General features: G+C 58.5%; 16 protein-coding genes and 1 pseudogene. 7 read left to right on the forward strand and 10 right to left on the reverse strand.

What is annotated here, in order from left to right:
• Positions 1-119: 119 nt before the first annotated feature.
• Together AACG97_RS16030 and AACG97_RS16035 are read right to left on the reverse strand one after the other, a co-directional pair.
• The gene (locus AACG97_RS16030; RefSeq protein ID WP_046482474.1) at positions 120-944 is read right to left on the reverse strand and encodes an HpcH/HpaI aldolase/citrate lyase family protein; all 825 of its coding nucleotides are present in this window, start codon (positions 942-944) and stop codon (positions 120-122) included.
• Positions 945-1,032: 88 nt separating this feature from the next.
• Positions 1,033-1,116 (reverse strand): annotated as a pseudogene (locus AACG97_RS16035) (hypothetical protein); the annotation flags it as partial.
• A 46-nt stretch (positions 1,117-1,162) separates the two neighbouring features.
• Here AACG97_RS16035 and AACG97_RS16040 point away from each other — a divergent pair.
• The 7 genes from AACG97_RS16040 (at position 1,163) to AACG97_RS16070 (ending at position 5,985) form a co-directional block, all read left to right on the forward strand.
• On the forward strand, positions 1,163-2,131 hold the full coding sequence (locus AACG97_RS16040; RefSeq protein WP_086976060.1) for a DUF932 domain-containing protein: 969 nt from the start codon (positions 1,163-1,165) through the stop codon (positions 2,129-2,131).
• A gap of 79 nt (positions 2,132-2,210) precedes the next feature.
• The gene (locus AACG97_RS16045; RefSeq protein ID WP_024947377.1) at positions 2,211-3,215 is read left to right on the forward strand and encodes a YqaJ viral recombinase family nuclease; all 1,005 of its coding nucleotides are present in this window, start codon (positions 2,211-2,213) and stop codon (positions 3,213-3,215) included.
• Between the two features lie 90 nt (positions 3,216-3,305).
• Positions 3,306-4,256 (forward strand): recombination directionality factor, encoded by a 951-nt coding sequence (locus AACG97_RS16050; RefSeq protein WP_024947378.1) that lies wholly within the window; start codon positions 3,306-3,308, stop codon positions 4,254-4,256.
• Complete coding sequence (gene radC / locus AACG97_RS16055; protein WP_024947379.1) at positions 4,228-4,725, forward strand: RadC family protein; 498 nt, start codon at positions 4,228-4,230, stop codon at positions 4,723-4,725. The genes AACG97_RS16050 and radC overlap by 29 nt, the downstream gene beginning before the upstream one ends.
• Positions 4,726-4,734: 9 nt before the next feature.
• Positions 4,735-4,914: a hypothetical protein gene (locus AACG97_RS16060; protein WP_197885604.1), complete on the forward strand. Its 180-nt coding sequence runs from the start codon at positions 4,735-4,737 to the stop codon at positions 4,912-4,914.
• Entirely contained in the window at positions 4,863-5,174 is a 312-nt protein-coding gene (locus tag AACG97_RS16065) for an SDR family oxidoreductase (protein ID WP_171949058.1), read from the forward strand. Before AACG97_RS16060 ends, AACG97_RS16065 begins: the two co-directional genes overlap by 52 nt.
• Before the next feature lie 400 nt (positions 5,175-5,574).
• Complete coding sequence (locus tag AACG97_RS16070) at positions 5,575-5,985, forward strand: VOC family protein (RefSeq protein ID WP_060709358.1); 411 nt, start codon at positions 5,575-5,577, stop codon at positions 5,983-5,985.
• 316 nt (positions 5,986-6,301) lie between these two features.
• Here AACG97_RS16070 and AACG97_RS16075 read toward each other — a convergent pair whose 3' ends face one another.
• The 8 genes from AACG97_RS16075 to AACG97_RS16110 form a co-directional block, all read right to left on the reverse strand.
• On the reverse strand, positions 6,302-7,051 hold the full coding sequence (locus AACG97_RS16075; protein WP_071535535.1) for a fumarylacetoacetate hydrolase family protein: 750 nt from the start codon (positions 7,049-7,051) through the stop codon (positions 6,302-6,304).
• A complete protein-coding gene (gene hydA, locus AACG97_RS16080) occupies positions 7,048-8,484 on the reverse strand; it encodes a dihydropyrimidinase (RefSeq protein ID WP_086976062.1) in 1,437 nt (478 codons plus the stop codon). Before hydA ends, AACG97_RS16075 begins: the two co-directional genes overlap by 4 nt.
• Positions 8,485-8,638: 154 nt before the next feature.
• Entirely contained in the window at positions 8,639-9,400 is a 762-nt protein-coding gene (locus AACG97_RS16085) for an SDR family NAD(P)-dependent oxidoreductase (protein WP_019751962.1), read from the reverse strand.
• Complete coding sequence (locus AACG97_RS16090; RefSeq protein WP_176393844.1) at positions 9,393-10,316, reverse strand: allantoinase PuuE; 924 nt, start codon at positions 10,314-10,316, stop codon at positions 9,393-9,395. The genes AACG97_RS16085 and AACG97_RS16090 overlap by 8 nt, the downstream gene beginning before the upstream one ends.
• Complete coding sequence (locus AACG97_RS16095) at positions 10,313-11,269, reverse strand: NAD-dependent epimerase/dehydratase family protein (RefSeq protein WP_197885603.1); 957 nt, start codon at positions 11,267-11,269, stop codon at positions 10,313-10,315. The genes AACG97_RS16090 and AACG97_RS16095 overlap by 4 nt, the downstream gene beginning before the upstream one ends.
• Positions 11,266-12,924, reverse strand: a complete 1,659-nt coding sequence (locus AACG97_RS16100) for an ATP-binding cassette domain-containing protein (RefSeq protein ID WP_197885602.1) — start codon at positions 12,922-12,924, stop codon at positions 11,266-11,268. Before AACG97_RS16100 ends, AACG97_RS16095 begins: the two co-directional genes overlap by 4 nt.
• Positions 12,921-13,766 carry an ABC transporter permease gene (locus AACG97_RS16105; RefSeq protein ID WP_086976071.1) on the reverse strand — a complete coding sequence of 282 codons (846 nt, stop codon included), beginning with the start codon at positions 13,764-13,766 and terminating at the stop codon, positions 12,921-12,923. The genes AACG97_RS16100 and AACG97_RS16105 overlap by 4 nt, the downstream gene beginning before the upstream one ends.
• Positions 13,763-14,803 (reverse strand): ABC transporter permease, encoded by a 1,041-nt coding sequence (locus tag AACG97_RS16110; RefSeq protein ID WP_017736610.1) that lies wholly within the window; start codon positions 14,801-14,803, stop codon positions 13,763-13,765. The genes AACG97_RS16105 and AACG97_RS16110 overlap by 4 nt, the downstream gene beginning before the upstream one ends.
• Positions 14,804-14,838: the final 35 nt, after the last annotated feature.

The raw sequence follows: 14,838 nt of genomic DNA on the forward strand, positions 1-14,838 counted from the left end.
TCCACACTCATACCGTTTTGCTTTTGTAGTTATTTATCGGGATGAATCCATGCGCCGACCGGACGCTGATATCGAGCGACGCCTCGGCTGATGCAGTACATACCGGAGGAATAAAATACTTAGTTGCTATTACCGGCCCGCTGCATCACGCATTTGGCGCGAGCTATAACAGGGGCATCCACCATGTTTCCATCCATGACAAATACGCCTTCGCCCAATGCACTGGCCGACAGCACGCGTTTGGCCCAATCCAGTTCTTCCACAGTCGGAATCAGGGTCTCATGCACCACCGAAACCTGCTGGGGATGGATGCACAACAAACCGCCAAAGCCCATGTCACGGATATCCGCAACGCGTCGGGAGAATCCCTCCTGGTCTTGAAAGTTCGGGTATACGCTGTCCAGTGGCGCTGCCAGCCCTGCTAATTTCGAATGCAAAATCACGGCATAACGCACCTGGTCGATGAGCCGCTCAGCGGCTTCAGTACCATTGGCCATGCCTAAATCCAGGCCAAGATCCAGAGCGCCATAAGTCAATCGTTCGACATTCGGCACAGCGGCTATGGCCTGGATATTAGCCAGACCCAGCGCACTTTCTAGCAACGGCCACACCGGTTTTCCAGAACTGGCAACCAGGCGTACTTGGTCGGCAGTTTCTGCCTTCGCCAGCATTATTCCCTTGACGTTTGACAGGCGTTGGCACATTTCCAGCTGCGCTGTGTGCTCTGGGTGACCTGAAGCGTTTATGCGCACCAAAACCTGAACATCCAAATTTGCTTCCAGAAACGCTTGAAGATTAAGTCGAGCTTCTGTCTTCTGCGTTTGCGCCACGGCGTCTTCCAGATCGACGATTACCACATCCGCCCCGGTAGCGATGGCTTTGCTCACGCAGTCCAGTCGTGTGGCCGGGACAAACAGTGCAGTTCGAATGATGGTCGAAGTCATAGGGACGAGTTCCTTGAGTGAAGCCAAACAGGCTCGAAGCGCGAGCCAGGTAGGCCGGGTTAATGAGGCACAGTTTGGGTTTCGGCACTCAAAACGACCGTGGAAGTTCCAGCAGGTGCTCAGCCACATAGGACAAAATCAGGTTGCTCGAGATCGGCGCCACCTGGTACAGAATGCACAGCGCTTTATGCCGGCTATTGCTCAAAGGAATATCTCCCATGGCTCATCAAATCGAACAAATGGCTTATGTTGGAACTACTCCCTGGCACGGCATGGGCAACAATCTGCCGCGCAAACAATCCATTGAAGTCTGGCAGCGCGAAGCCGGTATGAACTGGCAAATCTTGGAAAGCCCTGTGCATTTCAAGTCGGATGCCGTCGGCCACCTGGGTGCCATCCACTCCTTCCCTGAACAGAAGGTCCTCTACCGCTCAGACACCAAGGCACCGCTGTCGGTGGTCTCGCAGCGCTATCACACGGTGCAGCCCCGAGAGGTGCTCGAATTTTATCGTGACCTCACCGAGGTTTCTGGCTACGAGTTGGAAACGGCTGGCATACTCAAGGGCGGTCGCAAGTTCTGGGCGCTGGCGCGTACCGGGCAAGGCGTGGCGCTCAAGGGCAACGACCAGGTGAATGGCTATCTACTGCTGGCGACGTCCTGCGACGGCACCCTGGCCACCACCGCCACGCCGACCACCGTGCGCGTGGTGTGCAACAACACCCTGACCATAGCCCTGGACGGCACCAGTCGGGCGATCAAGGTGCCGCACAACACTCGCTTCGATCCCAAGGCCGTGAAGAAGCAACTCGGTATCGCCGTCTCGCAATGGGACGACTTTATGTACCGCATGCGCACGCTGGCCGAGCGCAAGGTCCAGTGGCATGAGGCACTGGGGTTCCTTATGAATGTGCTATGCGAGACCAGCCCGACCGGCGCTCTGCCGGAGCAACTGCCCAACGAACGCGCTCTGCGAAAGATACAGGAGCTTTATGAAGGCCGTGGTCGCGGTAGCCAGCTGGACTCGGCACGCGGCACCGCCTGGGGCTTGCTCAATGCCGTGACCGAGTACGTCGATCACGAGCGCCGGGCACGCAGCACGGAGTATCGCCTCGACTCTGCATGGTTCGGCCAAGGCGCCCAGATCAAGCAACGCGCCTTGGATACAGCCCTGCAACTGGTTGCCTGACCTTTTACCAACCCCACCCCATAACGCCCGACCCGCTTCGTTGCAGGTCGGGCGTTTCTATTTCTGCAAGGTGAATGCTATGAAAGCCACTTCATTGAATCGCAACATCAGCAAGCCTCGTCCGGCTCTGCGCTTGGTAAGCACCAAGGAACTGCCACGCGAGGACTGGCTGCAGATCCGCAAGCAAGGCATCGGCAGCTCTGATGCGGCCGCTGCCGTGGGTCTCAACCCCTATAAATCGCAGCTGGAACTCTGGATGGAGAAGACAGGCCGCGATGCCGGTATGCCCAAGGCTGATCCTCTGGATGAGGAAAGCCCGATGTACTGGGGCAACGTGCTGGAGCCCATCGTGGCCTGGCATTACAGCAAGCGCACGAAGAACAAGGTACGGCGCATAAACGCTGTGCTGCAGCATCCTGATCCGGAGTTGCCCTGGATGCTGGCCAACATCGACCGTGAGATTATCGGGGCCGACGATGTGCAGATCCTCGAATGCAAGACAGCCGGCATAAACGGGGCACGCCTCTGGAAAGAGGGCGTGCCGGAGTATGTGCAGCTGCAGGTGATGCACCAGCTCGCGGTCACCGGCAAGCAGGCGGCAGATGTGGCGGTGCTGCTGGGTGGTCAGACACTGGAGATCCACCGCATCGAACGAGACGAGCAGATGATCGCTCGTCTGATCGAGCTGGAGCGGCAGTTCTGGCACTACGTGGAAACTGATACGCCGCCACCGGCCGATGGCACGGCTTCGGCTGATTCAGCGCTGCGCAGCCTCTACCCGGAGGACAACGGCCAGGTCATCGACTTCAGCCAGCATGCTGGTCTATCAGCGGCTTACATCGAGCTGAAAGCTGTGCGTCAGTCGATTGCCGACAAGGAAAAACGCGAGTCTGAGCTCAAGCAGATGCTGCAGCAGGCCATGGGCGATGCAAGTCGGGCGGAGTTCTCCAGCGGCTATGTCAGCTGGCGCAAGGCCAAGGACAGTATCGGCCTCGATGTCACGCAGTTGCTCAAGGACAAGCCCTACCTGCAAGCCAAGTACCCACTGCTGAAACCAGGTGCACGGCGCTTCTTGGTCGGCTGAAACCGAACTCTTCCATCCCCTCCATCCCCTTGGCAGTCCATGCAGTTCGCGCTGCGTGGCTGGCCTTTTTTCATTTTCAGGAGACTCACCATGCTCAAAGGTCTGGCTATTACCCCGCCTGTACTCGGGCGGATTTCCATCGGCAAGGTCATCGAGAAGAACGGCAAACGCCTGCCGGAGAAGGATGACCAATTCACTATCACGTCACAGGTGCAGGGTAAGGACGGCTGGCTGCTGCACCCGCTCAATGACGAGCTGCGCCAGGGCAAGGACGACAAGCTGCGCAGCATTCCGGTACGCCTGCTGTTCAACGAACCGGAGCTGAATTTTCGCGCCGACTACACCTTGTTCGACCGCCAGTCCGGACGCCCGCTATGCGTGGGCAATGGCGAGACCTGCAAGCGCGTCACTCAGGACGGCATGCAGTCGCTGCCCTGCCCTTCGCCGGATGCCTGCCCGCTGGCCAAAGGTAATGCCTGCAGGCCCTACGGCCGGCTGAACGTGGTCATTGGTGATGACGATCCGCTGGGTAGCTTCGCGTTCCGTACCACCGGTTTCAACAGCATCCGCACCCTCGCCGCCCGGCTGCATTACTTCCAGGCCATCTCGGGCAATCGCCTGGCGTGCCTGCCGCTGGAGTTGCGACTACGCGGAAAGTCCACCCGGCAAAGCCACGGGACGCCGATCTTCTACGTCGACCTGACGGTACGCGGCGGTATGGAGATGACGGAGGCGCTGCAGGCCGCCAAAGAGCTCAATGCACAGCGGCAAGCAGCAGGATTCGATCAGGCCGCCTTGGATGAAGCGGCGCAGCGTGGCTTTGGCAACGGGGCTTTCGAGGACAGCGAGGAAGATGCTGGTGCCGTCGCCGAGGAGTTCTACCCCGCCGAAGAAACCTCATCTTCAGCCACCACCACTCCCCAACGCTCGGCGAAAACCAGCCTGGCCGAGAAGCTGGACGCGCAAGCCCAACGCCATATCCCACCGACCGATCACCATCAAGGAGCCCAGCATGCGCCTGCACAAGCTGAAGGCCAGTGAATCGACCGGCACCTACCTGGTCGAGTCGCCGGTCACCGAAACCGACATCCTGCTGATGGCCCGGCAGTTGGCGAATCTGCGTCTGCGCCGAGGGCGCGCACTGACCTCACCGAAGGAAGTGTTCAGCCACCTGCAGGCGCTGCTGGGCGATTACGAGCATGAAGTCTTCGCCCTGCTTCTGCTCGACAGCCGGCATCGGGTGATCGTCTTTCACGAACTGTTCCGGGGCACCCTGGACAGCGCCAGCGTCTATCCCCGGGAAGTCGTCAAGGCTGCCCTGGAGCACAACGCCGCGGCAACCGTGCTGGTCCACAACTACCCTTCCGGTGATCCGGAACCCAGCCAATCAGATCTCACCCTGACTCACAAACTGCAGGAGGCCCTGAACCTGGTCGGGGCACGAACCCTGGACCATATCGTGGTGGGCCACGAGGGCTGCGTATCGCTGGCGGAACAGGGCTACCTGTAAGGAGGCTGCATGAAGCTACTACGGATCTTTGCCGCCGTGTTCATGTTCGCCGGCATCCTCGCGGGCTGCCTGACCCTTCTGCTGCTGGTACTTCTGATGGTGCGCTTTCCACCACTGCTGATTGCCGTGGTGCTGGCATGCTGGATCGTCAATCGGTTGCTGAAATCTTCACGAGGAGCACCTCGGTAAGCGGCATAATCAGTATGGGCAGTCGCAAGGCTGCCCATACTGGAACAGGAGTATTTTCTTTTTTCCCCTGTTCATCGGGCAATGCTGAATTTCTGGCAGTGTTTGACCAAGCCTCGCAGCCTTATGACGAACAGAGAACCCTGGGCCGCATCGGCCAAGCAGACGAGATTGGGGCCGCCGTGCTCTTCCTGGTGAGCGATGCGTCGAGCTACGTCAACGGCGCCGAACTGTTCGCGGACGGCGGCGCCTCTCAGACCTGAGCAGGCCACCAACCATTCGCTCCGGTTAACGCCGCCCCTTAGGTGGATTTCTAAGGAAGCTGCATCGGTGTAGTGCTAGTGCGGATGCTGGACCGTCGCCGTGGTGTCGTGTTGCCGGTGCGGGTATACGTAGAGCCTCCAGGCGGAACCCCGGTAGCGTGTAAGGACTGACGCAAAGGGATCAGCAGATAGGCCATGCTCTAGGTGCCGCTGCGTACACATACATTCTTGGCACCGAACAAGTTCATTTGCTGGATCGGCCGCGACCTTTGCTATGGCGGCATTGTCCTCACGCTGGCCGGCGACGTTGCTTCTGGCGACCTTGGGAGACGGACCAATGCGGCGCCCGCGGCCAATGTGAGCTTGACCTACCTAACTTCAACTTCCTTAGGACACTCTGATGGATGAATTTTCTGGTTCGTTAATCGATCATCTGGGTATTGGTGTTTCGGACATTTCACATGCTCGCGCCTTCTACGAACAAGCGCTGAAGCCGCTGGGGATTACACTCCTCGCGAGCATAGAAGCCACCCCTCCGCAATCAGCTTCTCGGAGATTGGGCTTCGGCTCTTCTGGCAAGCCATTTCTCTGGGTGCATGCCACCACCTCCCCTAGCATCGGGGCGCATATAACTTTGATCGCCCAGAGTCATGAGGCAGTCGACGCGTTCCATGCGGCCGGGCTGGTCGCTGGGGGTCAAGACAACGGAGCGCCAGGAATCAGGTCCCATTACCACGCCGGATATTACGCGGCCTATGTGCTAGGCCCTGATGAGGTAAATCTGGAAGCCGTCCGCCAAGCATCAGATTGAGAGCTTCAGCTACGAACGAAGTAGCTGCCCGGGGCGTTATCGTTGATTCCAGAAAATTCGGCTTGATGCGCACCGACTAATCGGCCATTTCCTGCAAAGACTCAGCTATCTGAGTCCCTGTTTTAGGGTTTTGTCGGGGCGTTTTTTCCCACGCCGACAGAATTGAACTGTCGGAAACCAGAGGCTGGCTTACCCTTTACCTTCAGAACCTCTCGCGCAGCATCGCCATCAGATTGCGCGGTTCGCCATAACTCCTCGCATTCCATAAACGCCATGTTTCAACGCTCTCAGGGCGGGTGGCAGCTTCAAGTCGCCTCTAAGCGGGTCCTGTTGAGAGCAATACCTCTCCTAATTCTGGAAATTTAATTTTCACATTTGCGACTGGCGGGGCCCAAAAAAGGCCTGTCCAGCTTCCTGTGGCGATCAGATCACCAGCCCTCAAGGGCCGGTTCTGCGATGCAGCATGCCTCGCCAACCACGGCAGCGAGGCCAGTGGATCAGTGAAGGGATGGCTTCCAACATCAACTATCTGCAGCCGCCCATCCACCCAGACCTCGACTGCCTGCTGCGACCAGTTTGCCGGAGGCTGAGTCGCTTCGCCCAGCACCAATGCGCGGTTGAGTTGCTGATCAGCCAGGCGAAGCAAGGGATGCGCCTGCTCTCCCTGTTGAAAGCGGGTATCACACAGCTCGATCCCGACATGCCATGCATCAATCGCTTCATAGGCTGCTGCATGATCGGAATCGCCATCGACATCTCGCCCAAGTCGCACGATCAGCTCACCTTCGATGCCGAAACGGCTGCAATAGCCCTCAGGGACCGCCCAACCCGATAAATGAATGGAGTGGCTCGGCACGCGCGCAGTGCTGACCAGCCTTCCAGGGCTGCCGCCAAGCTTCCACGCAGTCTCCGACGAGTCACCGAACCAGCCAAGCTCGGCGGCGACAAGTTCCTGAACCTGGTAAGCATCGGCTTCAGTCAGCAAACCAAGCCCGTCATATGGCACATTACGCCGCTGTCGCCATGCGCGGACCAATGCCGCCGCTACCTGGGTCGCGCCGTTCATAGCGGCAGTTCATGCGGGCGACGACGAGTTTGAGCGGGAGCAGGCTTCTGGCACGGTAAAAACTTCCCGCGGCCCGCGGCGCCTCTTGGTTCGCCGTCCCAAACGACCTCTCCTCGTGCCAGCGTTATGGCCGGCCATGCACTCAACTGCATACCTTCATAGGGGGTGTAATCCACATTGTGGTGCAGCATGTCGTTGGTAATGCGTACTGGCTCACCTTCGTTCCAGATGACCAGGTCAGCATCGGCGCCAATTGCGACGCTGCCTTTGCGTGGGTACAAACCATACATTTTTGCGGCATTGGTGGATGTGAGTGCGACGAAACTCTGCGGGGTAATCCGGCCTTTGCGAACACCTTCGGACCAGAGAAGCGCCATTCGCGTTTCGATCCCAGGAATACCATTGGCGACTTGTTCAAACGTCGGGCTTTCACCATGGGCTTTTTTACCGTCGTGGCCTTCGTACCGGAACGGCGCATGGTCCGATGAAAACACCTCGAATGAACCATTTTCCAGGCCGTCCCAGATGACCTGCTGGTTGGCAGGATCGCGCGGTGGTGGGCTGCAGATGCATTTCGCGCCTTCAAAGCTGTCGTCGCATCCGAGCGAAGCCGCCGTCAGGAACAGATACTGAGGACAGGTCTCGGCGTAGACCTTCAGGCCTTTGCTCTGCGCCCAGCGAATCTGCTCGACTGCGTCACGACCAGACACATGGACGATCAGAATTGGCACATCCACCAACTCGGCCAATGCAATCGCTCGATGCGTGGCCTCACGCTCAACCAGCATGGGCCGGGACGTGGCGTGATAACGGGGCGCGTCCAGGCCTGCAGCCAGCAGGCGCTCGGTAAGCCAGGCGATGCAATCGCTGTTCTCGGCATGCAACATCACCATGGCTCCTTCCCGACGTGCCACCGACAGCGTCTCGAGAATTTCCCGGTCACCGAGCTTCAACGCGTCGTAGGTCATGTAGATCTTGAACGAGGTATAGCCCTCGGCAATCAGAGCGGGCAACTCCCGTTGCAGCACATCAGGCGTGGGGTCAGTCACGATAAGGTGGAATGCGTAATCGATCACCGGCTTGTCGCCAACTCGCCGATGGTAGTCCTCGACAGCGGCACGCAAACTCTCGCCTTTCTGCTGGCAGGCAAAGGGAATGACCGTGGTAGTGCCACCGCAGGCGGCAGATACGGTGCCACTGTAGAAGTCGTCCGCCATGACAGAACCGTCGCCGGTCGGCTGATCCAGGTGCACATGGCTATCGACGCCCCCCGGCGTAACGTGCCGCCCCGCCGCGTCAATCTCTTTCAATCCAGTGGGCAAGTCAGTCGCCAGTGAAACAATTTGTCCATCACGAATGCCGATGTCGCAGGTAAAAATGTCAGCGGCTGTAACCACGCGGGCATTACGGATAACAGTGTCCAGAATTTGCATATCAACCTCTTTCAAGCAGGAGCCAGCCACCGTTATTCCGGGCGTAGCAAGCCACGCCCGGGTGCTCGAAGCGTTCGAACCTACGGGTGGTATCTGGAATCACGGGTTCACATTGCGTCGCTCGAATGCCATGCCTCGCGCGCGCATTACGTAGTCAGAGCATTACATCGCCGCCATTGGGGGACAGTGTTTGCCCGGCATAAAATGCGCCAGCGCTCGAAGCCAGGAGCAAAGCGGTAGGTGCGATTTCATCTACCTGGCCGAAGCGCCCCACCGGCAACTGTGCTTTCTTGGCCTCAAGCCATTGCGCGCTGTGATTGCGCAACAAGTCGGTATCGACCGGCCCCGGCGCAATCGCGTTGACCATCACATTGTGTGGCGCACCCTCATAAGCCAGTGCTCGGGTAAACCCCACCACCCCGGCCTTCGCCGCACAATAATGCGCCAGCCCTGGCGCGCCCTTGTATGCCAGTTGTGAAGCAACGTTGATGACGCGGCCATACTGGCGTTCGAGCATCCCGGCGAAAAAGGCGTGAGTGACCAGCATCGTCCCGCGCAGATTTATCCCGATGATACGATCCCAATCCTGATCATCGGTCTTGGCAAATGGACGGTCGCCGCCACCCACACCGGCCGAATTGACCACGATGTCGACCTGCCCCAAACGCTCCTGCGCCCAGGTGCAGAAACGGTTTACCGCCGCCGGATCAGAGACGTCGCATTCGCTGGCGTGTAGTTCAAGGCCTCGCGAGCGCACGCGATTCTGGAACGCCTCGGCATTCTGATGATCTGCCACATGGCAAATGGCAACTTCTGCACCATGCTCCAGAAACAATTGCGCAATCGCCGCACCGATTCCCCTGCTTGCGCCGGTGATAACAGCCTTGCGGCCCGAAAGATCAAACACGTTACTCATGACCGACTCCCAGTGTTCCAGCGGGATGGACGCTCTGCCAGTGGTTGGCAATATCGATGCGTCGAGTGATCCATACGTCAGGGAAACTCAAAACGTAATCGAGGAATCGCTCCAATGCAGCTGCCCGGGCCGGATGCCCCACCAAGCGCAGGTGCAGACCGACCGACATCATCTTGGGTTGGGTTTCTCCTTCCTTGTAGAGCATGTCGAACGCATCTTTGAGGAAGCTGAACCATTGGCTTCCGGTACTGACGCCAGCGGCGAACTGTCCGTCGTTGTTGGTTAACGAATACGGGATGATCAGGTGGGGTTTGCCGCTTACCTGGGTCCAGAACGGTAACTCGTCCCCGTAGTAATCCGAGTCGTAGGTGAACCCGCCCTCCTCGACCAGCAGCCGACGGGTGTTGACGCTCGGGGAGTAGCGGCAATACCAACCCTGGGGCCGAACGCCCGTTGTACGCTCAAGGGATTCCACCGCTTTACGGATGTGCTCGCGCTCCTGTTCCTCGCTGAGCTGGTAGTGCTGGATCCACCGCCAGCCGTGGGAGCACACATCGAAGCCCGATTCGCGGATGGCTTCACAGGCATCCGGATTACGCTCCAGGGCGAGCGCGCAGCCATAGATGGTCGCTGGCAGGGAACGCTCCTGGAACAGGCGCATCACCCGCCAGAAACCCACTCGGCTGCCATATTCGAATAGCCCTTCAGCGGCCAGATCCCGGCCCTTTACACCGGTATTGAGGCCGCTGCTTTCGGTGAACCACGTTTCGCTACTGTCCTCGCCGTCCTGAATGGACGGCTCCGAGCCTTCCTCATAGTTCATGACGAAATTCAGTGCGAGTCGGGCGCCCCCGGGCCATTTAGGATCAGGAGGATTACGGCCATAGCCGACAAAATCTCGTTGAAGATCACTCATGCTTTCTGCACCTCGAAACTATGAGGAAGGTGAGTCGATTCCAGCCAGCGCGCGTACGCTTGAATGCCGTCATCAAGGGATATTTTTGGCACGTAACCCAGGTCACGGCGCGCCGCATCAATACTGAATTTCTGCTGGAATTCATCGACAGGATCCGCGCCCGGCTCAAGGACGATATCGGCACCGGGAAAGATAGTGCGCACGACCTGCGCGATCTCTTCAAGCGTTACACGGGTGTCGCCGGTGACGTTGTAGGTGGTGCGTGGCAGCACGGGGGCATCCAGCGCACAAAGCAAGCCCTGAACGGCGTCTTCAACGTGAATGAATTGCCTGGGGAAGTCCGCTCCGAAAGACATTCGGGTGGCGCGCCTGGCCAAGGCATCTTCAATCATCTTACGAATCACACAGTCAGTGGTTCTCCCCGGGCCGTAGACCCAGGACAGTCGAACACTCGCCGCAGACAGCCCATACTGTTCGGCGTAGGCCGTGGTGATGTACTCGGAAGAAACCTTGCTGGCACCGTAGAGGCTGCCTGGCTTGAGTAAAACGTCTTCGTAAACGGGACCCGACTCGACCACCCCATAAGCACTGGTCGAGGAGCAATACACAAAGCGCCGAACAGCGTGAACACGCGCCAACTCAAGTACGTTGGCGGTACCGACAATGTTCACTTGCACCATCGAATACGGCGCATCACGCGCCACCATTGGCCCGGAAAACGCACCGCAATGAATGATGGAATCGATTCCATCCAGAGCGATGGCATGCAGGCGATGGATATCGCCAAGGTCGCACGCTGTGATCTTGACCCCCTCCTGGGTGACCGAGGCGAGCCGATCCAGTGCCAGCACCGGTCGGCCCTGCTCGACCAGACGACGCACCACCTGGCGACCTACCAACCCTGCCGCTCCGGTGACCAATACCGGTTTGCTTATCGATTGATCGAAACTCATGCGCGCAGCTCCGCCTGTGGGGCGCGCATTGGCGCCTCTTCTCGGACCTCGATAGGCAGTTCGGCCTCGAGCAGCTTGCGGGTATAGGCCTCCTTCGGATTGGCAAAAATCTCCTCCGTCGGGCCTTGCTCGATGATCTTGCCGTGGCGCATCACGGCAACGTAATGCGCCAATGACCGGACTGAGTTCAAATCATGGGTAATGAACAGCGCCGACAGCCCCATACGCTTTTGCAAATCCCGCACAAGGTCGATGATCTGCGCTCGAACCCGAATGTCGAGTGCCGTTGTCGGCTCATCGAAAATCACAAAATCAGGATTGACCGCCAAGGCCCTGGCCACGCCTACGCGCTTCTGCTCGCCGGCCGTCAGCTCATGGGGGTAAACATCTGCCTTGGCCCTGGATATGCCAACCAGATCGAGCAACTCCAAAACCCGCGCCTGTTTGGCCGCGCGGGTCAGCGGTGCGCCCAACTTGAGAGGCTCGGCAACGAGATCGCGCACCCGCCACCTGGGGTTAAGCGCCACATAAGGCTCCTGGAACACCATCTGCATCCGCCGGCGCACGTTTCTGAACTGCTTATCAGAGAGGGTCAGTGTTTCCTGGCCATCGAACCGGATCGAGCCCGAGTCCGATTGCAGTAAACGAACCAGGCATTGGCCGGTCGTGGTTTTGCCGGATCCGCTTTCCCCAACCAGGGCCAAGGTCTCCCCTTTGCGGATGGTCAGCGACACATGGTCTACCGCGCGAACCGGCTCAGTGGAGCCCTCCACATGGAACAACTTCACCAGGTTCGTGACCTCTAGCAGCGGTGCAGCCTCGGCGCCGGGTTGTGCCGGCTGGCCATCCATCGGCAACGGACGTACACGGGCTGCCTCCAGCAACTCCCGGCTATAGGGATGCTGAGGACCATCGTTAAGAAAAGAGCGGATGGTGGTGAGCTCCATCAAACGCCCGGATTTCATGATGCCGACCCGATCGCAGTAGCTGGCCACCATGCCGAGGTCATGGGTAATCAGAACAACCGCCAGCCCAAGCTCACGCCCTTTTTTCACTAGCAGGTCCAGCACCTGCAGTTGGATCGTTGCATCAAGCCCCAGGGTCGCATCATCGGCGAGCAGAATTTTCGGTTGTGCGATCAACGCCATGGCGATTACCACCCGCTGCGCCATACCACCGGAAAGCTCATGCGGGTAGGCGTGCGCTCTTTTCTCAGGATTCACAATTCCGACTTGCTCAAACAGGCGAATTGACTCCTGCCATGCGTCTTTTTTGTTGATCCCTCGATGGGCCCGAAGAACTCTGGCGATTTGCTCGCCCACCTTCACTACCGGGTCCAGCAACGATTTAGCGTTGGTTCCGATCAGCGCAACCTCGCCGCCTCGATAGCCGCGTCTTTGCTGCGGTGTCATCGTGGAAATCGCGTGCCCGTTGACCCGTATCTCGCCGTCAACAATGCATCCGTCGCCTGGCAGCATGTCGATAATGGCGCGCGCAAGAAGCGACTTTCCTGCACCTGTCTCACCAACAATGCCGAGAATCTCCCCCTTCTTCAGCGAGAAACTCACTTCCTGTAAGGCAGGCGGCATTGATCGGTCCGAAAACCCGACGCTGATGTTGCGTACCTCAAGTAAGGGTTCGTTGGTGTTTGTCATGAGGAGCTCCTTGTCTGCGGGTCGAACAGTTGCTTGGCCGCGTCTCCGAGAAGCGCAAACGTCAGTACTGAAAAAACGATGGCGAGCCCTGGAAACAGCGCGACCCACCAGATACCCAGGATCATTTGCTGCGCGCCGTTGCTGACCATCAGACCCCATTCCGGAGTAGGCATGCGCACGCCGGCACCGACGAAGGACAGGCCCGCCGTCAGCAGAATGGCCATGCCGATGCTGATGGATATCTGCACGATGGCAGGCGTCAACGCATTTGGCAGGATGTGCTGGAACATGATTGCGCTGTCCGCGGCACCACTGCATCTGGCCGCGGCAATAAACGGACGATCACGCAGCGACAAGACTTCAGCCCGGATCAGCCGGGCGAAGACCGGTGTGAAAAGTACGGCCAGCACAATGGCAACGTTCCATATTTCCTGGCCCATGACGGACACCAGCACCATGCCCAGCACAAACACAGGAAATGACTGGATAAAGTCAAAAAAACGCATCGCCAGGGAGCTGCCCCAGCCTTTGTAGTAGCCAATGGCGAGCCCGAGTGGAACGCCAATGACAAAGGCGATGGCCACGGCGGTCACGCTGATCAGAAGGTTGATTCGGGTCGCGAAAATGACACGGGAAAAAATGTCCATGCCGGACACATCGGTGCCGAAAAAATGAATCAACGATGGCTCTTGCAGTGCATTTATCGGATCAGCGGTTTCCGGCGAGTAAGGGGCAATCCATGGCGCAAAGATGATCGCCACAAACTGAATAGCCAGCAGCACCAGGCCGATGATCAAGGTTGCCTTGCCGGCAACGCTACGCTGTGCAGATAGCGGTCTCATACTTCAATCCTCGGATCAGCAATGCCGTACAGAACATCTACGACGGTGTAAACGATGAGAATGAAAGCGGCAGCGACCAGCACAAATCCCTGTAACGCGGGGTAATCGCTGTTCATGACAGCGGATACCGCGTACTGCCCGAGGCCGCCCCAGGCGAAAATCGTTTCAACCAGAACCGCCGCGCCCAGCAGAAAACCGAAGAGAAAACCGACCATGGTGATGATCGGTGGCAGGCTGTTGCGCATCGCGATCCGAACCAACTGCCATTCAGAAAGACCGCTCGCCCGTGCATGACGAATGAACTCGCTGCGGTAGTTATCGGCGAAAACAATCTGGGTCATCTTCATCAACGCGCCGGCGTTGACGATGGTCAGCGTAAGCACCGGCAACCACAGGCGGCCGACAGCCGAGGCGAATGCGGCGGTATCACCGGCAAGCAACGTGTCTATGGTCAGAAACCCGGTAACGGCTGGCGGCGCAGTGAGTATCGGGTCCAGCCTGCCGAACGGTGCGGGAGCAATGCCGGCGACATTGAACAGAAAGTAGATGAGCAGCAGACCCACCCAGAAGTCAGGCACCGCGCCCGCCGCCAGGCCGTAGACCTTGCTGAACCGATTGATCATTCCGTTGGGCTTGGTCACTGCAACAACCGCAAGCACCACGCTCACCATGATCGTCAGAATCATTGCGTAGGTAATCAGCTCGAGCGTTGCCGGCACCCGGTCGAGCAAATCAACGGCCACAGGGTTGGAGGTGAACATCGACGTTCCCAGGTCACCGTGAACGACCGTTGAAAGGTAGCTCGTGAACTGCGACCAGATGCTGCCGTTGAGGCCCAGCCGCTCGCGCAGGCTCAGAATCTGCTCGGGCGTGGCCATATTGCCTAGCATCAGCAGGGCCGGGTCACCAGGCAGTAAACGAATCAGCAGAAACGTGGCAAGCAGCACGCCAAACATCTGCGGAACAAGAATAGTCAGCCTGGCCAGTACGATACGTAGTGGGCGAGGCAGCGACCGCAATGAATTGCTAAGTCTCATACTGGTTTCCTTGCAAGTAGTCTTGCGCAGCTAGC

The sequence above is a fragment of the Pseudomonas sp. Nvir genome, assembly GCF_963778085.1.
GTDB lineage: Bacteria > Pseudomonadota > Gammaproteobacteria > Pseudomonadales > Pseudomonadaceae > Aquipseudomonas > Aquipseudomonas juntendi.